19 protein-coding genes are annotated in these 19,316 nt (G+C 61.1%); 6 read left to right on the forward strand and 13 right to left on the reverse strand.

Annotated elements, in window-relative coordinates; all coding sequences use genetic code 11:
• Positions 1 to 2 precede the first annotated feature (2 nt).
• Entirely contained in the window at positions 3 to 392 is a 390-nt protein-coding gene (gene sdhC, locus CD351_RS11045) for a succinate dehydrogenase, cytochrome b556 subunit (protein ID WP_111993719.1), read from the reverse strand.
• A 147-nt stretch (positions 393 to 539) separates the two neighbouring features.
• Here sdhC and CD351_RS11050 point away from each other — a divergent pair, with 147 nt between their 5' ends.
• The 4 genes from CD351_RS11050 to CD351_RS11065 are packed head-to-tail and all read left to right on the forward strand — an operon-like array spanning position 540 to position 3,753.
• Positions 540 to 1,250 carry an SDR family NAD(P)-dependent oxidoreductase gene (locus CD351_RS11050; protein WP_111992695.1) on the forward strand — a complete coding sequence of 237 codons (711 nt, stop codon included), beginning with the start codon at positions 540 to 542 and terminating at the stop codon, positions 1,248 to 1,250.
• Positions 1,240 to 2,136 carry a subclass B3 metallo-beta-lactamase gene (gene bla / locus CD351_RS11055; RefSeq protein WP_162627699.1) on the forward strand — a complete coding sequence of 299 codons (897 nt, stop codon included), beginning with the start codon at positions 1,240 to 1,242 and terminating at the stop codon, positions 2,134 to 2,136. The genes CD351_RS11050 and bla overlap by 11 nt, the downstream gene beginning before the upstream one ends.
• A complete protein-coding gene (locus CD351_RS11060; protein WP_111992697.1) occupies positions 2,133 to 3,053 on the forward strand; it encodes a 50S ribosomal protein L11 methyltransferase in 921 nt (306 codons plus the stop codon). The genes bla and CD351_RS11060 overlap by 4 nt, the downstream gene beginning before the upstream one ends.
• Before the next feature lie 49 nt (positions 3,054 to 3,102).
• Positions 3,103 to 3,753, forward strand: a complete 651-nt coding sequence (locus CD351_RS11065) for a DUF2459 domain-containing protein (RefSeq protein ID WP_234027117.1) — start codon at positions 3,103 to 3,105, stop codon at positions 3,751 to 3,753.
• Here the strand turns inward: CD351_RS11065 and CD351_RS11070 are convergent.
• Both CD351_RS11070 and CD351_RS11075 read right to left on the reverse strand, forming a co-directional pair.
• A complete protein-coding gene (locus CD351_RS11070) occupies positions 3,716 to 4,933 on the reverse strand; it encodes an RNA polymerase sigma factor (protein ID WP_234027118.1) in 1,218 nt (405 codons plus the stop codon). The two genes, CD351_RS11065 and CD351_RS11070, sit on opposite strands and share 38 nt — an antisense overlap.
• Positions 4,930 to 5,286: a YciI family protein gene (locus CD351_RS11075; RefSeq protein WP_111992699.1), complete on the reverse strand. Its 357-nt coding sequence runs from the start codon at positions 5,284 to 5,286 to the stop codon at positions 4,930 to 4,932. The genes CD351_RS11070 and CD351_RS11075 overlap by 4 nt, the downstream gene beginning before the upstream one ends.
• Positions 5,287 to 5,449: 163 nt before the next feature.
• Here CD351_RS11075 and CD351_RS11080 point away from each other — a divergent pair, with 163 nt between their 5' ends.
• Positions 5,450 to 6,121: an SDR family oxidoreductase gene (locus CD351_RS11080; RefSeq protein WP_111992700.1), complete on the forward strand. Its 672-nt coding sequence runs from the start codon at positions 5,450 to 5,452 to the stop codon at positions 6,119 to 6,121.
• Here the strand turns inward: CD351_RS11080 and CD351_RS11085 are convergent.
• Genes CD351_RS11085 through CD351_RS11110 form a run of 6 tightly spaced genes read right to left on the reverse strand, consistent with a single transcriptional unit; the run spans position 6,118 to position 12,785 of the window.
• Positions 6,118 to 6,618 carry a CinA family protein gene (locus CD351_RS11085; protein WP_111992701.1) on the reverse strand — a complete coding sequence of 167 codons (501 nt, stop codon included), beginning with the start codon at positions 6,616 to 6,618 and terminating at the stop codon, positions 6,118 to 6,120. The genes CD351_RS11080 and CD351_RS11085 overlap by 4 nt on opposite strands.
• A complete protein-coding gene (locus tag CD351_RS11090) occupies positions 6,615 to 7,739 on the reverse strand; it encodes a serine hydrolase (RefSeq protein ID WP_111992702.1) in 1,125 nt (374 codons plus the stop codon). Before CD351_RS11090 ends, CD351_RS11085 begins: the two co-directional genes overlap by 4 nt.
• A gap of 60 nt (positions 7,740 to 7,799) precedes the next feature.
• The gene (ligA, locus tag CD351_RS11095; RefSeq protein ID WP_369880292.1) at positions 7,800 to 9,893 is read right to left on the reverse strand and encodes an NAD-dependent DNA ligase LigA; all 2,094 of its coding nucleotides are present in this window, start codon (positions 9,891 to 9,893) and stop codon (positions 7,800 to 7,802) included.
• Between the two features lie 3 nt (positions 9,894 to 9,896).
• Positions 9,897 to 10,265: a hypothetical protein gene (locus CD351_RS11100; RefSeq protein ID WP_111992703.1), complete on the reverse strand. Its 369-nt coding sequence runs from the start codon at positions 10,263 to 10,265 to the stop codon at positions 9,897 to 9,899.
• Positions 10,265 to 11,932 carry a DNA repair protein RecN gene (gene recN, locus CD351_RS11105; protein ID WP_111992704.1) on the reverse strand — a complete coding sequence of 556 codons (1,668 nt, stop codon included), beginning with the start codon at positions 11,930 to 11,932 and terminating at the stop codon, positions 10,265 to 10,267. Before recN ends, CD351_RS11100 begins: the two co-directional genes overlap by 1 nt.
• 52 nt (positions 11,933 to 11,984) lie before the next feature.
• Positions 11,985 to 12,785, reverse strand: a complete 801-nt coding sequence (locus CD351_RS11110; protein WP_111992705.1) for an outer membrane protein assembly factor BamD — start codon at positions 12,783 to 12,785, stop codon at positions 11,985 to 11,987.
• Positions 12,786 to 13,140: 355 nt separating this feature from the next.
• On the opposite strand from CD351_RS11110, the gene CD351_RS11115 reads away from it, so the two are divergent.
• On the forward strand, positions 13,141 to 13,308 hold the full coding sequence (locus CD351_RS11115; protein WP_111992706.1) for a Flp family type IVb pilin: 168 nt from the start codon (positions 13,141 to 13,143) through the stop codon (positions 13,306 to 13,308).
• 29 nt (positions 13,309 to 13,337) lie between these two features.
• On the opposite strand, the gene CD351_RS11120 is transcribed toward CD351_RS11115, so the two are convergent.
• The 4 genes from CD351_RS11120 to lepA form a co-directional block, all read right to left on the reverse strand.
• Positions 13,338 to 14,267, reverse strand: coding sequence for a hypothetical protein (locus CD351_RS11120; protein WP_111992707.1), 930 nt, complete (start codon positions 14,265 to 14,267; stop codon positions 13,338 to 13,340).
• 73 nt (positions 14,268 to 14,340) lie between these two features.
• Positions 14,341 to 15,264, reverse strand: coding sequence for a CsgG/HfaB family protein (locus CD351_RS11125; RefSeq protein WP_162627700.1), 924 nt, complete (start codon positions 15,262 to 15,264; stop codon positions 14,341 to 14,343).
• Between the two features lie 205 nt (positions 15,265 to 15,469).
• Complete coding sequence (locus tag CD351_RS11130; RefSeq protein ID WP_111992709.1) at positions 15,470 to 17,251, reverse strand: DEAD/DEAH box helicase; 1,782 nt, start codon at positions 17,249 to 17,251, stop codon at positions 15,470 to 15,472.
• Between the two features lie 204 nt (positions 17,252 to 17,455).
• Positions 17,456 to 19,273 (reverse strand): translation elongation factor 4, encoded by a 1,818-nt coding sequence (lepA, locus tag CD351_RS11135; RefSeq protein WP_111993722.1) that lies wholly within the window; start codon positions 19,271 to 19,273, stop codon positions 17,456 to 17,458.
• Between the last annotated feature and the right edge of the window lie 43 nt (positions 19,274 to 19,316).

The raw sequence follows: 19,316 nt of genomic DNA on the forward strand, positions 1-19,316 counted from the left end.
GCTCACGCTCCCTTTACGAACAGCAGGTAACCCCACAGGGCTACCGTCAGCACAATCGCGATGATCGGCGATGCGATGGACCAGAACCGGTTGGTGTCGAGTTCGTAGCCCGCTCCGATATCAAGGACGAAGTGGCGCAGCCCGCTCATCATGTGCGTGAAGAACGCCCAGGTCAGACCCACGAGCACCACATAGCCAAGCGGTGATGCGGCTGCCCAAAGGAATGTCTCGTAAGCGTCGGGCCCGCTCGCAAGCGCGCCCAGCCACCAGACGAGGACGGCAAGGCCGACCAATGCCATTCCATCGCCGCATACACGGTGAAGGATTGATACCAGCATATGCGGTCCCCACCGCCATATCTGGAGGTGCGGAGAAAGCGGTCTTTGGCTCATGATGATCCCATATGTCTTGATTGCCCCCAACCCCACTTAACGAACCACACGAATGAGGCAAGGGCGGAAGCGCTCGACACTGCTTGCAAAAATTCGGATAGAGGATTGCATGAATTGGCATAAAAGCTTGCACACAAGGGGTCGTACATGACCGCTATTCTCGTCACGGGATCGAGCCGGGGGATCGGCGCTGCCGCCGCGACCGCGTTGGAGGAGCGCGGTATCAAGGTGATCGGTCACCAGACACGCTCTGGCGAGCCAAGCCGCATCGCAGCGGATTTTTCCGACCCGCGCGCTGCACAGATGCTTTGGGAAGAGGCAATGGACCGCAGTGGCGCAAACATCGCCGCAGTCGTCAACAACGCCGGACTTTTCGAACAGAACCGGCTCGAACGCTCCGACATCGAATGGCTTGACGCTTGGGAAGATACCGTCCGCATCAACCTAACCGCTGCGGCACAGATCAGCAGGTTCGCTGTAAGGCACTGGCAGTCGTGTGGAGCAGGAGGACGGCTCGTCCATGTCGCCAGCCGCGCGGCTTACCGAGGAGATTCTCCGGCGCATTGGCATTATGCGGCAGCGAAGGGCGGTATGATCGCGATGCACAAGACGATCGCGCGCGCCTATGCCGCCGAGGGCATCTTGAGCTACGCTATCACTCCCGGCTTTACCGACACCAGCATGGCTGGCGATTATCTTGAAAGCCGAGGCGGCGCCGGATTGTTATCCGATATACCGCTTGGCCGCGTTGCGACCCCTGAGGAGATTGCCCGCATCATCACCTTCTGCGCGCTCGACGCCCCACCCAGCATGACAGGCGCTGTGATCGACGCCAATGGAGCGAGCTTTGTACGTTAGTCTCACCACCGCCTTCGCGCTTCTCGCCAGCAGTGCAGTCTCGCAGCCAGATGCCGAAGCGCGCTCGCCAAGTGCCGACATCCAGCGCTTTGCCGATGATTGCGAGCCGTGGGACAATTGGGACAAGCCTGCCCAGCCCTTTCGCATCCATGGCACCACCTATTATGTCGGGACCTGCGGCATCTCGGCGATCCTGATAACCGACCCTGAAGGACACATCCTCCTCGACACCGGGACCGAGACCGGGGCGGAGGTCGTCGCCGCCAACATTGCCGCGCTGGGCTTCGACATTCGCGACGTCACGCTCATCGGGTTCAGCCATGAGCATTTCGACCATATCGGCGGCATCGAAAAGCTGCGCGAAATGTCTGGCGCGATGGTGGTTTCCTCGCCGGCCGCCGCACCGGTCCTGCAAAGCGGCGTTGTGGCCGAAACCGATCCACAGGCCGGAATGCACGAGCCTTTTGCACCCACCACAGTCGATTTCATACAGCAGAGCGGTGAAGGCATGGGTGCAGGCGACAACTTCCTCGTCTCCCTCGCTACGCCCGGCCACAGTCCGGGTGCGATGAGCTGGTACTGGAAGAGCTGCGATGGGGAGGAATGCCTCATGATCGTCTACGCCGACAGCCTTAGCCCGGTCAGCGCGGACGATTACCGGTTTTCGGACCATCCGGAATATCTACGCGCCTATCGCGAAGGCATCGCCCGCATCGCTGAGCTTGATTGCGACATATTGCTGACGCCGCACCCCTCACACAGCAAGATGATAGAACGCGCCGCATTGGGCAGGTTCGATAATGGCATCTCTTGCGAAGACTTTGCTGCTGGCAAAACCAGAGACCTCGATGCGCGTCTCGAAAGCGAAGCGGGGCCTAATCAGTGACCAGCTGGAAGATCTCTGCCTTTGCGCCCAAGCCGGTGGTGCAAGCCGCCCTGCTTGCCCATGACGAGCTGGAAGACTGGGACTTTGATCTCGTCATCTCCGGACGCGAGATCGCAGAGGATCGGCCTCAGGAATGGGTGCTGGAGGCGTGGTATCCCGAAAAGCCGGGCCCGACGCAAAAGCGCGCAATTGCTTCGCTTTTCGAAGGTAAGGCTCCGGCAATGTCGGTCGAGAAGCTTGGCGATGAGGACTGGCTCACGCTCAGCCAAAAAGGGGCCCAGCCGATCCGCGCCGGTCGCTTTCATGTGCACACGCCCGAATTTCCCGACGACCTGGAAGCAGTCAATTTCATCATCCCGGCAGCGCAAGCGTTTGGCACCGGGCAGCACGAAACCACCGCTGGCTGTCTGGAAGTGCTTTCGGCCATGAAATCGCACGGCCTTGTCGCGCGCAATATTGCGGATATCGGCACGGGAACCGGCTTGCTTGGGTTCGCAGCGATGAAACTTTGGCCCGCCGCTAAGGCGACCGCATCCGACATTGATGTCATTTGCGCCGATGTGGTGGATGTGAATGCCGGACTTAACGGCGTGGAACTCGGCACAGGTCGCGGCGAGATGACGATGGTCATCGCAGACGGCATGGACAACGAACTTTTGCAGATGCGGGGCCCGTATGACCTCCTGATCGCGAACATTCTTGCAGGACCATTGGTAGAGCTCGCGCCCGACTTTGCAGCGGCTACAGCGCAAGGAGGATCGGTTTTGCTCGCAGGCCTGCTCGCCGGCGAACAGGAAGCCGCCGTTTGTAGAGCCTACCGCCGGGCAGGGTTCCGCCGTGTCCTCAGAGCACAGCGCGGCGACTGGGCGATCCTGTGGTTCAGAAAACGTAAGACCTGGCGTGCCAGCCTCCAGTAAAAGCAAAGGCGGGAAGCGTGTTCTGAGAGTTTTGCGCGTAGCAGGGCTCTTGCTGATTGCGGCCATGGTCCTGTTTGCGCTGTCGGGCTGGATCGGCTCCTCAATTCCGCGCAACACAAGCTGGACCGAGCCCGACCCGACGACCGAACGTACCATCGCAATCCTCGTCGGCACCAATGGCATCCATACGGAAATCGCCATGCCGATCATCACGCCCGAACAGGACTGGCGCGGCATCTTTCCGGCAAGCGACATCATCGCATCATCGCGGGACTATACGCATGTTGCCGTAAGCTGGGGCGAGCGCAGGTTTTTCCTGGAAACCCCGACCTGGTTTGACGTCAATCCGGTCACGGTTGTCAGGGCGATGTTCGGGGGAGAAGGCGTGCTGCATGTGGCGCACTATGTCCGTCCTGCCCCTTCGAGCGATTACCGTGTGATGCACCTGCGGCCAGCCGAGTACCGGGCGCTCGCCGCGGCGATAAGCGCGCAAATCGCCCCGGCTGAAACGCGCGAGGTGTTACCCGGCTATGATACGCACGACGTGTTCTACACCGCGCGCGGGACGTATCATCTCGGCAACACCTGCAATCAATGGACAAGCGATCAACTGGCCACCGCCGGTGCCAAGATTGGCGTCTGGTCTCCATTCCCGGGCGGTGTCATGAAATGGATCGCGGATTTTGAGCCAGCTCGCTGAGTTTGCGTTCCAGAAACAGTCGCTCGGCACGCGGAACGTTCTGTGCCAGCGCACGGCTCAACTCTTTGCGCGCGGCATCTGATTGGCCCAGCTGCGAATACATTTGCGCTCTTGCCACAAGGTAAGGTCGCGACGTGCGAACTCGCGGCTGTTCGATGGCGTCCAGAGCCTCAAGCGCCGCGCTTGCACCCTTGGTTTTCTCCAGAGCCACCGCCCGGTTCACGGCAATCATCGGTCCCGGACGCATCGCCATAAGCGCATCGTACATCGCCGCGACCGCCGCCCAATCGGTGGCCCCATCAAAGGCTTTGCGAGCATGGGTAAGCTGGATCGCGGCCATCACCTGATAGGGACCCGATGAGCCCGCTTTTGCCGCGCGGTCGAGCCAATTGCGCGCGGTCTCTATCGCTGCGAAGTCCCAGTTACGCGTGTCCTGCTGTGACAGGGGGACCATCGCGCCGCTTGCATCAAGTCTGGCGGCCTCCCGCGACCGGGCAAGCCAGACAAGCGCCGCCAGTCCGAGAGCTTCGGGTTCTTCTGGCAGAAGCTCGGCAATCAATGCGGCAAGCCTCGCAACTTCGGCGGACAATTCGGGGTCGATCTCTCCCGCTGCGTCCTGATAGGCAGCGGTGTATGCGAGCTCCAGGGTAAGCAGCACTGCCTCAAGCCGCTCTCCCCACGCCTTTCGCGGCGGGAGCTCAAAGGCAATACCGGCGTCGCGCACCTTGGCTTTGGCACGGGTAATGCGCTGATACATGGTCGCTTCGCTGGTAACGAAAAGGCGCGCGATCACATCGACCCGCAGCCCGCAAATGACCTTGAGCGCAAGCGCCGTTCGCGCTTCGATGGCAAGTGCGGGATGGCAGCAGATGAAGATCAGTCGCAACCGTTCATCCGCGATCGGTTCTGGCATGGTGAAAATATCTGCCATATCTTCGACCGGAGCGCTTCGCTCGAGAGCCCTACCCTGCCTCGCCTGCCTTCGCACGGCGTCCAGCACCTTGCGTCTGGCGACGACGAACAACCAGCTGGCCACCCTTTCAGGCCGCTCAGCATGTTCGATCAGCTTTATCGCTGCATCGGCAAAGGCGTCTTCGGCAAGGTCGAGGTCGCGGAATTGCACGGCCAGGGCGGAAATCACCCGTGGCCGTGCGTCCGCGATCTCTCGCGCCAGGTTCACCCTTCCATCGGCCAGATCGGGCGTACTTCGACCGCGCCCTTGCCGGGAACCGGGATCTGTCTTGCCCAATCGAGCGCGTCATCGAGTGACGCGACGTCGATAATGTAAAAACCGCCCAGCTCCTCGTGCGTTTCAGCAAACGGTCCATCGTGAAGCGTGTGGGTGCCGGCATCCCACCTGATTGTCGTTGCCGTCGATCCCAGCTTCAACCGCTCGCCCGAAAATGCGACGCCTTTCTCGGCCCACGCTTTTGCGAGCGCCATGTGGCCAGCGAGCGTCTCTTCCATCCGCTTTGCACCTTCGTCGCCGTCGTAGATGCTCTCGTCCTCGTTAATCAGCAGCATGAATTGCATGTCACATCCTCTTCGCAGTCAGCCGCGCCACCATGGCGAGGCTCTGACACGGAGACGCTGGGGGCAAGCCGGATTCGACAAGGTGCGCAAAAATTTTCTGGGAACGTGAGGATGTGCCCCCTCATTGTTCCTGCAAGAGAGACACAATCCAAAGGAAATACCCATGAGCAAGACCCTCCTCATCACTGGCGCATCATCAGGCATTGGCGCCGCGACGGCAAAAGCCGCGGCCGAAGCTGGCTGGAACGTCGCGCTTTGCGCCCGCTCGCACGACAACATCGAACAGCTGGCGCATGAGATTGGCGATGCCGCGCTTGCCATCCCCTGCGATGTGACCCAGCGCGACGAGATAAGCGATGCGCTCGAAAAGACGAAAGCGAAGTTTGGACAGATCGACGCGGTCTTTGCCAATGCCGGGACCGGTGTCGAGAAGCCGGGTATTGAAAACGGCGATCCGGATGAATGGCATGACATGATCCACGTCAATGTCCTCGCGCCGCTCCTTCTCGCGCATTACGCAACGCCGTATCTCAAAGAGACCAAGGGCCACTACGTCGTCACCGGCTCAAAGGCCGGACGCGATAGCTTCAAGGGTTCGGTTTATTCAGCGACCAAACATTTCGTGCATGGATTTGGGGAAAACCTTGCCGAGGAAATGCGCGAATGGGGTGGCCGCGCAACCGTAATCGCGCCGGGGATGGTCGACACCGCATTCTTCGATGAGCCTAAGCCCACCAAAATCCAGCCCGAAGATGTTGCAAGCGCCGTGGTCTACGCACTCTCTCAGCCCAAAACGGCGGCGGTGCGCGAGATCTACATCATGCCCAACGATTAGGCCTCGCCAAAAGCGCGGATTGCCAGGTCGAGAGCATTGCGGTTGAAGGCGTGCATGTTGGCAATGCGGTCTTCACTCTGCGTTTCAAGCACTGAAGTGAATTCTCCCCCAGGCCCCACCAACGCCGCGACACTGCGACCGGCGGCTGCGCCTGTGGGATGCTTTGAATTGCCGCCGACCGAGCCGCTTTCAGCCAGGCCCCAATCCGCGCCAAAATTGTCACGGATCGCGCGTGCCTGAAGCAGGGCGTACTCTTCGCTTGCCCCGCGCATACCCTTGTATGCTTCGCACGGGAGATCGAACAGGACATCGCGGGCTCTGAATGAATAGACGACGCCTCCCCCGACGAAGAAGTCGAGAGCGCCGGAAACGGTAAGGAAGCTTGCAGCGATCAGACCCCCTGTGGCGCCATCGGCGACTGCAAGTTTCTCTCCGCGCTCACGAAGGTGTTTGGCCACAATCAGCGCTTGCTCGTGAAACCGCTCAAGCTCGCTCAACTCTCTGCTCCCACCAGGATCGGTTCACCCACAGCATCCTTGCGAGCGGCATGAAACTCGGCAATCGCAATCGTCACTTGCTGCATCATGTCCATGCGTACGGGCGTCGGTTCGCTGGTTCGGCCGATCAGGACTGCGACGGCATATTCTCTGCCATCGGGCGATGTGAGGATGCCCACGTCGTTATAGCCGCTTTGCTCATCGCCATAGACCTGTCCGGTCCCGGTCTTGTGTTCGACCCGCCAACCATCAGGAGCACCGCCTTTCAAACGCCGGGGTCCGCTGCGCGTCTGCTCAAGCGTGTTTCGCAGCAACATGGTCGTGTTCTCTCCCAGCAGATCGCCCCTCGCCAGTTTCGCGAGGGCAGACGCGATGGCGTTTGCGCTTGCACCGTCGATAGGGTCGGCAAGGTAGCCTTCGAAAGCCGCGCGGCGGATGGCGTCGGGCACACGGTCGCGCGCTTCGTAGAATTGTCGGTCGATCGAATAGAACGGCGACCAGTTCAGTCCCGCAATCGCGCTTTGTTTGGAGCGCTCATCGGTGCCGAAGCGAATGCCGTCCAATTGATTGTCGCTCAGCCATTTCTGCACCACTTCCGGGCCACCGACACGGCGCAGAAGCCGATCGTTTGCGGTGTTGTCGCTGCGGGTGATCGATCTTTCGAATAGGTCGCGATAGTTCGTATCGTAGCTTCCGCGCGCTTTGACGATCTCTCGGATCGGCTGATGAAACAGCGTCAGATCGTCACGTCCGATCCGAACCCTTTCAGTGAGCTTCAGATCACCCTGGTCGACTTGCGAAAGCGCAGCCATAGCGACCCATAACTTGGTCACGCTTTGCTGCGGGAGCATTTCGTCGCCGTTGAATTCGTACAGCTCGCCCGTATCAACGTCCTCCACCGCGATGCCGACCGTGCCGCTTAACGAGGCTCCGATTTCCTCAAGCTTCTGCTCGAATGCTCGCTCCTCGGGGGTAGCCACGGCGACAGCGATAGACGGCGCATCAAGGGCAACCGTGGTGCGAGGCTGCCCTTCTTTCTGGGAGCTGGCCACCAGCCACACGACGAGCGCCAGGATCGGGAGACAAAGCGCGAAATAGCTGAAAACGGTCGTTTTGCTCATGCTGGTACTACAAATTCAGGCGCCGAGGTTTCCAAAGAACTTGTTGAAAACTCGTAATCATTACCCCGCCTGGGCGACAATTTGCGCCCAGGCTGCTTCGTCGATGACCTCGATACCCAATTGCTCCGCCTTCTTCAGCTTGGACCCCGCCCCGGGCCCCGCGACGAGCAGATCGGTTTTCGCGCTGACAGAGCCCGCCGCCTTCGCACCGAGGCGTTCTGCCTGTGCCTTGGCCTCGTCGCGGCTCATCGTTTCGAGCTTGCCGGTGAAGACCACGGTTTTGCCAGCAACAGGACTGTCGAGTGTCTCGACTTCGTAGCGCGGCGGGGTGACTTCAGACAGGATGTCTTCCCAAACCGCGACATTGTGCGGTTCATGGAAGAAATCGCCCAACGCTTCCACGACGCTTGGACCGATGCCATCGATTGCGGTGAGCTCGCTCGCGGCGTCCTCATCCCCGGCGCGTGCCTTCTCTGCGATTGCGCGCAGGGCGGGCAGTTCGTGCACGTGCTTCATCAGGTCGCGCGCGGTGACCTCGCCCACATGGCGGACGCCTAGCCCGAACAGCAGGCGGGCTGCGTCTGGCTCACGGCGGTTCTCCACAGAGGCCAACAGGTTATCCACAGACTTGCCCTGCCATCCTTCAAGCGCGAGGATGTCATCACGGCGATGCTTGAGCCGGAAGATGTCAGCGGGACTTTCGAGCCATCCCAGCGCGAAGAATTGCGCGATCGTTTTCGATCCGAACCCGTCGATGTCGAGCGCTTTTCGACTGACGAAATGCTCAAGCCTTTGAGTGCGTTGCGCCGGACATATGAGACCACCTGTGCAGCGAACATCGACCTCGCCTTCCTCGGCGACGGCCTCGCTGTCGCATTCAGGACAATGATCCGGGAAATCGAATGTCGCGCGCTCCTCATCGCGCGTCCGGTTTTCGACAACCTGCGGGATCACGTCGCCTGCGCGCTGGATCACGATCCGGTCACCCGGCCTCACGCCGAGCCGCTCGATCTCGTCGCGGTTGTGGAGCGTCACATTGGTAACGGTGACCCCGCCGACCAGAACCGGGGCAAGCCTTCCAACGGGCGTTAGCTTGCCAGTGCGCCCCACCTGAATGTCGATCGCTTCAAGCGTCGTCTGCGCCTTCTCCGCCGGGAATTTATGCGCAAGCGCCCAGCGCGGAGCCTTGGCCACGAAGCCAAGCCGCTGCTGCCAGTCGAGCCGGTCGACCTTGTAGACGACCCCGTCAATTTCATAGCCAAGGTCAGGGCGTTGCCGACCGATCTCCTCATAATGCGCGATCATTCCGTCCACGCTCAGCGTTCGCGTGAGGAACGGAGAGAGCGGAAAGCCCCAGCTTTCTATCATCCGCATCATGTCGTGCTGGCTCTCACAGGGGACGTCGGACGCCGCGCCCCAGCCATAGGCCCAGAACTTCAGCGGCCGCCTGGCGGTTACGCTCGCATCCTTCTGGCGCAGCGATCCAGCCGCGGCGTTACGCGGATTGGCAAACAGTTTGCCGCCGGCTTCTTCCTGTGCAGCATTGAGAGCGGCGAAGTCGGCACGGGACATGTAGACTTCGCCGCGCACCTCGAAGACCTCGGGCACGCCATCCGGCAACTCTTCAGGGATGTCGGAGATGTGTCGCACATTGGGAGTCACATCCTCACCCACCTGCCCATCACCGCGTGTGGCTGCACGAACCAGCTTGCCATTTTCGTAGCGAAGCGAGCAGGACAGCCCGTCGATCTTGTCTTCAGCCGTGATCGCGACCTCTTCGCCCGCATCCAGATTGAGATAACGCCGGATGCGCGCAGTCCATTCCTCCACCTCTTCGCGGTTGAACGCATTGTCGAGGCTCATCATACGAACCTCGTGAGTGACCTTCGACAAAGGCGAGGAAGCGACGCCATGCCCTACCCTCCTGGACGGCGAGTCCTCGCGCACCAGATGCGGAAACGCTTCCTCAACTTCGCGATTGCGCCTGACCAACGCATCGTATTCCTGATCGGATATCTCTGGATCGTCGTCAGCATGATACAGCCGGTCGTGACGCGCGATCTGTCTGGCGAGCCGCATCAGTTCGTTCGCAGCATCGGCTTCGGTCATCTGCGATACGGGATTGGCTGACACCTCAGCGCTCTCCTTGATCATCAATCAAATGGTTGTGGGCACGGTGAAGAACAGCACGCCTGCGGCGAAGCTCACGGCGGAGAACATGAGCCAGCGTTTCCATCCGCCCTCGACAAAATCGCGCCCGCGCGTCGCGATCATCATATTGAGCACGCCGCATGCCGTAATCACGAGTGTCAGCACGAAATGGAGCGCGGTGAGGTAGGGCGCGAAGTCTTCCAGCAGGCGCGGTCCATCGCCAGAGGGCGGGAACATCATCTCGAAGGTGCGGATGCCCCACATCAAAAGCCCGGCGAGGCCTATCAACGTACCGACGAGCGAGAGGATTGCGGCCCCTGCGACCATCGCCATTTCACCCGATGAAAGACTCTCGAAGTCGTCGCCGTCTTCCATCACACGCCTTCCAGCAAGCGATCCGCCTGCGCGCGCGCCTCCGGTGTCACTTCCGCGCCAGAAAGCATGCGGGCGATCTCTTCCTGACGGCCGCTCTCGTTCAGAAGGACGACGCTGGTCTTGGTCACCGTGCCGCTTGACGCCTTGGCGATCAGGTAATGCATCCGTCCGCGCGCGGCGACCTGAGGCGAGTGTGTAACGGCGAGCAGCTGACCTTCATCCGACGCAAGCCGGGCCAGCCTTTCGCCAATCGCGCTTGCCACTGCCCCGCCAACTCCGCGGTCGATTTCGTCGAAGATGATCGTCGCTGCCCCGCCCTTTTCCGCCAGGGCGACCTTGAGCGCGAGGATGAAGCGCGACAATTCGCCGCCCGATGCGATCTTCGTGAGCGGTGCGAAGTCTGCGCCGGGATTGGTCGCGATAAGGAACTCGGCGGAGTCCATGCCGAGCCTGCCCCACTTTTCCGGCGGCAGTTTGCCGATGGCCGTCAGGAAGCGCGCGGCATCAAGCTTCAGCGGCGCGAGTTCCGCGGCGACCGCCTTGTCGAGCCGCTTGGCCGCCGCAATGCGAACCTCGTGCGCCATGCCCGCTGCCTCGCCATAAGCCTCGCGAGCTTCCTTTGCCGCCGCTTCGAGCGCGTCGAGCTGCGCTTCGCCACTCTCGATCGAGTCGAGCCGGACCCGCATCTCGCGCATCAGTTCCGGCAGTTCGTCCACTTCGCAGCGATGCTTGCGGGCGAGCGCTCGCAATTCGAACAGCCGCGTTTCTGCCGCGTCGAGTGCCTGCGGATCATGAACCAGCGCTTCGGCTGCGGATTCGAGCCTCTCCTCCGCCTCGCCCGCCTCGATCACCGCCCGGTCGAGAGCAGCCAGCGCTTCAGCCAGAAGAGGGTGTTGTTCGGCAATCCGGTCAAGCTTGCGGGCAGCCACCCTGAGCGACGCAAGCGGCGAATCCGAACCTTCCCAGATATGTCGCAGCTCTTCCAGCTCGCCCGACAGCTTCTCGCCCTTCTGCATGTCGGCACGGGTTGCAGCGAGCCTTGCTTCTTCACCCGCCTGCGGTTCGAGCGCGGTCAGTTCAGCGAGGTGCGCGATCAGCAGATCCTGATCGGCCTTGGCCTGCTCAACCCCATCGCGTGCTTCGGCCAGCTGCGCTTCCGCCTTGGCCCAGCTGGCGAAGCGCCTTTCCAGCAAGCCAAGATCGGTGCCTGCGAACCTGTCCAGCAGAGCCAGATGACCACGCGGATTCACCAGGCCGCGATCATCGTGCTGCCCGTGCAGTTCGACAAGCGAGGGAGCAAGCGCGCGCAGCAGTGCGACGCTGGTTGGCTGATCGTTGACATAGGCCTTTGAACCGCCATCGGCCTTCACCTGCCGCCGGATGATCAGCGGTTCGCCGGGTTCGAGCTCAAGATCGGCATCGTCGAGCGCTTCGGCGATGGGGGCGGGAAGGGTTGCAAAGTCGAAGCTTGCCGTCACGCTCGCCTTCGCTTCACCGGCGCGCACCAACCCGGTTTCGGCGCGGTCGCCCAGCACCAGCCCCAGAGCGTCGAGCAGGATCGACTTGCCCGCCCCGGTCTCCCCGGTAAGCACGCCAAGCCCGCGCCCGAAATCGAGGTCGAGCGCTTCGATAAGAACGATGTTTCGGATCGACAGACGGGTCAGCATCGTGGCCCCGCTCTAACCCAATCGCACCCGCCCGTCATCAGGCGACAAGCTCTTAGCTGGGGGTGACGCCGCTTGCGTGGTCTTCGACCAGTTCGAACGCCTTGTCGTACCACTCGGTGCCGGGATAGTTCGCGCCGAGCACGGCTGCATACTTTACCGCTTCTTCGCGGATGCCGAGCGCAAGGCTGCTTTCGGTCAGGCGGTAAAGTGCCTCTGGCGTGTGGCTGGTCGTCTCGTAGGTTTCAACGACGTTGCGGAAACGCAGCTGCGCGGCGAGCCAGCGGCCCGAACGCTGGTAGAAACGCCCGATCTCCATTTCCTTGCCCGCAAGGTGATCGGCCACAAGGTCAAGCTTGAGGCGAGCATCGGCAGCGTATTCTGTCTGCGGGAAACGGCGGTTCACTTCGCGAAGCGCGATCTGCGCCTGCTCCGTGATCGATTGGTCGCGGTTCACGTCGCTGATCTGCTCGTAATAGGAGAGCGCAATCAGGTAGTAGGCGTAAGGCGCGTCCTTGTTACCCGGGTGGATCGACAAGAAGCGCTGCGAGTTCTGGATCGCCTTGTTGTAATCGCGCGCGATGTAATAGCAGAACGCGCTCATCAACTGCGCGCGGCGGGCCCACGGCGAATAGGGGTGTTGGCGCTCAACCTCGTCGAACAGAGCCGCGGCAAGCGTGGTGTTGCCGCGATCGAGCCGCCGCTGCGCCTCTGCATAAAGCGATTCGACGTCGCGCGCGACATAGGCCACGTCTTCATTGGCAGAACCGCCGCCACAGGCAGCAAGAGTGGCAAATCCAGCGCCGAGAAGAACGGCGCGAGCGATGCGGTTACGCATGGTGAGCTTGGTGGTCATGACAGGAGCGTATAGCCAGCGCGCAAGTGAACGCCAAGTGAAGCCTGCGGCTTTTCCCGTGAGGCGTGCAAGTTGAGAAGTGGACCGCATGTTACACGGTCCAGAGCGAAACTGCGCGCACTTGAAAAAGCGGTCAGTTCGCAGGGGCGAAACGCCCGGTTGGTTTGAATTGCGATCATGGTTTTCACTTCGCACAAGACCCGCCTGTAGGAAAGCGGTCCAACGTCCACCCGATACGGGGAATGGCGCGACGGCATCAGGCCTCGATTTATCACTTCCAGCCAGTTAACCAGCCTGGGTGAACCTGCATTAATTCCGTTATATCAATAGCATAGGGCGGAAGGAAGATGCTGCCATGCTACATAGACTCGCCCGTGACGAGGATGGCGCAACCGCGATCGAATATGGGCTGATCGCAGCGCTCATCTCGCTTGCCGCAGTGATTGCATTTCAGTCGCTCGGACTGAGGCTCGAAGAAGTGTTCAGCTTCATCAGCGAAACGATGGGTGCCAATTTGAGCTGAAGCCGGTCTATCAGGCGCGGGCCATATTCCTACGGCAAACGCCTGCGCTGAAAACGCCTCGAATTGGCGGCGTCCGAATCTTTCTCGATGAAGGTGACGAGATTGCCCGGTTCGATGTCCGATGTATCGTTATCGCCATCGACTTCGGCAACGGCATCGTTGTCACTCGCCGAAACGACGCGGTAACGGATCGATCCGATCCCGCGCGTTTTCTTGACGTCGAGCCTGTCGCCAAGCTCCACCAGCGGGCGGCCATAATTGATTTCGATCCAGTCACCTTCAGCCGCAATCACCCGTGCCGGTTCGATCGCGAAGGTCACTTCGCGCGCGATTGCGAGGGCGACTTCGTTCTGCATCAGGTTGTACACGGCAGCGCCGGGCTCGCTTACGGAAACGCTCATCCGGTTGGTGTCGAGCGTGCGCGACATTTCGATCCGCTTGGTAATCGCGCCGCCATCGACGCTGTCGCCGTTGCGGTCGCGCAGGATGTAATCTGCCGTCACCAATGCCGTACCCCAGCTTGTGCGATACGAGGCATCGCCGCGCACAGGCTGGCTAGTTGCAGGCGGGGTGGAGGAAATGTTCGAGATGCGAATGTCGAGCGTGTAGCCCCCTCGCCCGACAGTCAGCCTGCCGGTCGAGGCAAGCGAGGCTTCGACAGTGCTGCGAAGGCTTGCGAAGTTATCTTGGCAGTCTTTCACGACCCAGCTGCGCCAGGTGGTGTGCGACAGGTAATACCGCCTCGCCGCCGCCGCACCCCAGTATCGCGCATATTCCGCTTCGGAGTATGTGAGGCGGCTGCCTTCATAATTGCGCCACGTGGTGCAGGTCTGCCCCGCCGTGATCGTACCCACGCGCACGCGCGCCTCGTCCTGTGCGCTTGCCGAGGTAGTCGTCAGGGCGAACAAGCCGCCGAGCAATCCGAGCGCGAACGCTATGCGTGCAAGAAAAGCCTTCATCGTGTTCCCCCCTCTTTGGGATGCACCTTGAGCGCCGAGGCCAGGCAATCCTGCCCGCCTCCGAGCGCGTCTGTCAGCGGCGACGCCTTTGTGCGCGTTCGAGATCGCGTACCGTGTCGCTGTCCGTCGGGCGCGCAATAGCGCCGACCTGCAAAGGCTGACTGAACTGGGTCACCTGCACTGCGCGGCTGAAGCCGGTCTGCACATCGGTGACCTGGATCGCGCCGAATTGCTCACCATCGATCTTGATGGTGCCGGTGCCCGAGGGGTCCGGAATTTCGGTTGCTTCGCCGTAGATCATGAGGAAGTCGCCGCGCTGCACCGCGCCTTGTCCAAAGTTGAGGATGACCGTGCCATCGCCCTGAACCGCTGCAACCTGGATCGGGAAGATCGCGGTGACCAGGCCAGTCGCGATCTGGTCAGCCGATGAACGCAGCAGAGCCGCTGAATCGATCTGGCTGCCCCCGCCGCACACCGTTGCCGAATCCTGTTCCTCGCTGATGCGGGTTGCGTAGCGCACTTCGCCGGAATTGGTGTCGGTGATGCGAATGTCGGCTTCCATGCGGACCCGCGTTTTGTAGCAGTCGGGCTGGCTGCGGCTGCCGCCCAGAAGCCCGCGAAGCATGCTTCCGCCGATATCCGAACGGTTGGTCGCCGAAATGGACGAGATCGTGCCGTAAACGAGGTAATCCACCCCTTCGAAACCGCCGGTCTGGCCGGGACGATTGGTGGTGGTCGTGCCGCTGAGCGCCAGTCCCTGCTCTTCCATCAGCGTCGCAAGGCGCGCGCGTTCGATGATGCGGAACTTTCCCGAACCGATGATCGCGGTCTCGATCATGGCGACAAAGTTTTCTGCGTTGCCGCCGCCGGTCAGGTCTTCCATCTGCGCGATGCCGACAATCGGGCGATTGTCGTCCTGCGCTGCCGCTGGCGAAATGCCTGCAAAGCCCAAAGCCAGAATTGCCGCGAATACAGCAAACAGCCGTTCGAATTTCATGATTGCCCCCATCGAATTCCCCGATTCGGTGAGGATTAAAGCGACAAGCCGCCAGCTTGTCACCCTCTTATCTAACCAATGTTAGTCTCGTCTTGAGGATAACAAAGCCGCTGGCGGACGCTCGCGCAATGATCTTGCCGACGACTTTACGATCTGGTCGCAGCTTCAAACAGGCTTTTGCGAGCGGGCACCATACCCGGCATTGTTATCGCTTGGGCTTGAACGACTTCTTGGGACCGCCGCCCTTGCTGGGCTTGCCATGCTTTGGCTTGAAACCTGCGCCCTTTTCCTTGGGTTTGGCGTTCTTGCCTCGGCTAAACGGCTTCACGAAGGGTTTGCCCGCATTGTTCTTGCGATTGTTTCGAGCCTCCATCCGGGGGCCTTCCGCCGATTCCTCGATAAGGATGGCATCCTGATCGTCGTCGCTTGAAACTGTCTGCTCAATCGTGGCTGCAAACTTGGCAGCGATCGGACGGGGTATCTGGAACCAGGTTTCATTCTGTCCAACCCGGATCGCGCCGATTTCGTTACGGGTGATGTGACCGCGACGGCAGATAAGCGGCAGGAGCCAGCGCGGTTCGGCATTCTGCCTGCGTCCGATTCCCATCTTGAACCAGACGGTGTCTTCAAAGCCGGGACGGTGACTGTCCTTCTTGGCCTTGTCGCGCGCTTCCGGCGTGTTGGCGAGCATCTCTTCGGGTTCGGGCATCTTGGCCCGGTGTGCCTTCACCAGTGCGGCGGCAATGTCGGCAGGCGACATGCGGTCAAGCAGTTCGCTGGCAATCGCGCGGTCGTCGGCTTCGTACTCATCGGGCAGAGTCAGCTTCTCCATCAGCCGCGCGTGATCCTTCTTGCGGATCGCCTCGGGCGTGGGAGCATCGATCCACTGAGCCTTGATCTGCGCACCGCGCAGCATCGAATCGACGCGCTTGCGCCGATTGAAAGGCACGATGATCGCCGCCGTGCCCTTCTTGCCAGCGCGGCCTGTTCGGCCAGAGCGGTGCTGAAGCGTTTCGGCATCGCGGGGCGTCTCGACATGGATGACGAGGCTGAGCGTCGGCAGGTCGATCCCGCGCGCCGCAACGTCGGTCGCAACGCAGACACGCGCACGGCGGTCGCGCATGGCCTGCAGCGCCTGATTGCGTTCGGACTGCGAATTCTCACCCGACAGGGAAACGACGCCAAAGCCCCGGTTCTGCAGTGCGGAATGAAGCCGCCGCACGCTCTCACGCGTGGCGCAGAAACAGATCGCCGATTCCGCCTCGTGGAAACGCAGCAGGTTCACGACAGCGTTCTCGATCTCGGACGGCGCGACGGTGATCGCCTGATATTCGATATCGCCATGGCCGCGATCCTTGCCCCCGAGCGAGAGGCGCAGCGCGTCCGACTGATATTTCTGAGCGAGCCGCACGATGGCCTGCGGCATAGTCGCCGAGAACAGCAGCGTCCGGCGCTTGTCAGGCGTCGCGTCGAGGATTTCTTCAAGGTCTTCGCGAAAGCCCATGTCGAGCATTTCGTCCGCTTCATCCAGAACGACACCCACGAGCCCGGAGAGGTCGAGCGGACCGCGTTCGAGGTGATCGCGCAGACGGCCCGGCGTGCCCACGACGATGGCGGGGCCAGACCGCAGGGCGCGGCGTTCCTTGCTTGCGTCCATACCGCCGACACAGGTGGCAATCCGCAGACCGGCCTTGGCGTAGAGCCAGCCAAGCTCGCGGCTCACCTGAAGCGCGAGTTCGCGCGTGGGCGCGATCACGAGTGCCAGCGGCTTTTCCTGAAGCGGCGTCGCGCTGATCTCGTTGAGGATGTCCTGCGCCAATGCGATCCCGAATGCGACGGTCTTGCCCGACCCGGTCTGGGCCGAGACGATCAGGTCGCGTCCGGCGGAATCGGGGGACATCGCAGCGGCCTGAACGGGAGTGGGCTCGGAATAGCCGCGTTCGGCCAATGCCTCGCCAATGGCGGGCGGAAGTGTTTCAAATGACATGGTATTTCGCTTGAATGTCAGCGCACGGGAAGCGCGCTTGGAAAAGGGACGAGCCCAATGCGTTCTGAGCGCACGACTCGATCAGGCCGCTGCACGTGCAGCAAGGCCCTGTGTGCCGCGCTCATAGCGCAAGAAAGCGGTCTTGGCTTGTCTTATTTCGCAGGTGCAAAAAAGTGTCTGCAATCAGCCGCTTGGCCGGCGATGTTATTCCTCACCCATCCGCAAGGCGGCAATAAACGCCTCCTGCGGGATGCTCACATTGCCGTATTCGCGCATGCGCGCCTTACCCTTTTTCTGCTTTTCGAGCAGCTTCTTCTTGCGCGTGATGTCGCCGCCATAACACTTGGCGGTGACGTCCTTGCGCAGGGCCGCGATGGTTTCGCGGGCGATGATCTTGCCCCCGATTGCCGCCTGAATGGGGATCTTGAAAAGGTGGCGCGGGATGAGGTCTTTCAGCCGCTCGCACATACCGCGACCGCGCTCTTCGGCGACGGAGCGGTGTACGATCAGTGAAAGCGCGTCGACCGGTTCGTTATTGACGAGGATGTTCATCTTCACGAGGTCGCCTTCGCGAAGGCCGATCTGCTCGTAATCGAAGCTCGCATAACCGCGCGAGATCGACTTCAGGCGGTCGTAAAAATCGAACACCACTTCGTTCAGCGGCAATTCGTAGGTCACCTGCGCACGGCCACCGACATAGGTAAGGTTCGTCTGGACGCCGCGACGATCCTGACACAGCTTCAGGATAGAGCCGAGATATTCGTCCGGCGTATAGATCACCGCCTTGATCCACGGCTCCTCGATGGTCGCGATGCGGGTGACATCGGGCCAGTCGGCAGGGTTGTGGATGTCGATAGTGGTCGCGTCTTCGGTCTTCGATTTGTTGAGATGGACGCGGTAAACCACGCTCGGCGCGGTGGTAATGAGGTCAAGATCGTATTCGCGGCTAAGGCGCTCCTGAATGATCTCCAGATGCAACAGGCCTAGGAACCCGCAGCGGAAGCCGAAGCCCAGTGCAGCCGAGCTCTCCATTTCGAAGGAGAACGAGGCGTCGTTCAAACGCAGCTTCCCGATGCTTTCGCGCAGCTTTTCAAAGTCGGCGGCATCGACCGGGAACAGGCCGCAGAACACCACGGGTTGGACTTCCTTGTAGCCCTTGAGCGCTTCGCTCGCCCCGTTCTTCACCGTCGTGATCGTGTCACCCACGCGGGCCTGTTCGACCTCTTTGATCTGCGCGGTGATAAAGCCGATTTCGCCCGGTCCAAGTTCAGGCAGCTGCTCGATCTTGGGCCGCATGCAGCCAACACGGTCGACAAGGTGCTGCGTCCCGCCCTGCATAAACTTGATCTGCTGACCCTTGGTCAGAACCCCCTCGATCACTCGCACGAGGATGACGACGCCGAGATACGGATCGTACCAGCTATCGACGAGGCTGGCCTTTAGCGGCTTGTCACGCTCGCCCGTGGGCGGCGGGATCTTGGCGACGACCGCTTCGAGCACATCTTCGATGCCGATGCCGGTCTTGGCCGACGTAAGGACCGCATCCGATGCGTCGAGACCGATGACTTCCTCGATCTCTTCCTTCACGCGCTCTGGCTCGGCAGCGGGAAGATCGACCTTGTTGATGATGCAGACGATTTCGTGATCGTGCTCGATTGACTGGTACACGTTGGCGAGCGTCTGCGCCTCGACGCCCTGCGCCGCGTCAACCACCAGCAGCGCGCCTTCGCATGCGGCAAGGCTGCGGCTTACCTCGTAAGCGAAGTCGACGTGACCTGGCGTATCCATCAGGTTTAGCTGATAGGTCTCGCCATTCTTCGCCGTGTAGTTGAGGCGAACGGTCTGGGCCTTGATGGTGATCCCGCGCTCGCGCTCGATATCCATATTGTCGAGCACCTGCTCGGACATCTCACGATCGGTCAGGCCGCCGGTGAACTGGATCAAACGGTCAGCCAGCGTGGACTTGCCGTGGTCGATATGCGCGATAATCGAGAAATTGCGGATTTTGGAGAGGTCAGTCATTTGGATGCGCATTTAGCGACCCGTCACCCCAATGTCATTCGCG

Source organism: Erythrobacter sp. KY5 (genome assembly GCF_003264115.1).
Lineage (GTDB): Bacteria > Pseudomonadota > Alphaproteobacteria > Sphingomonadales > Sphingomonadaceae > Erythrobacter.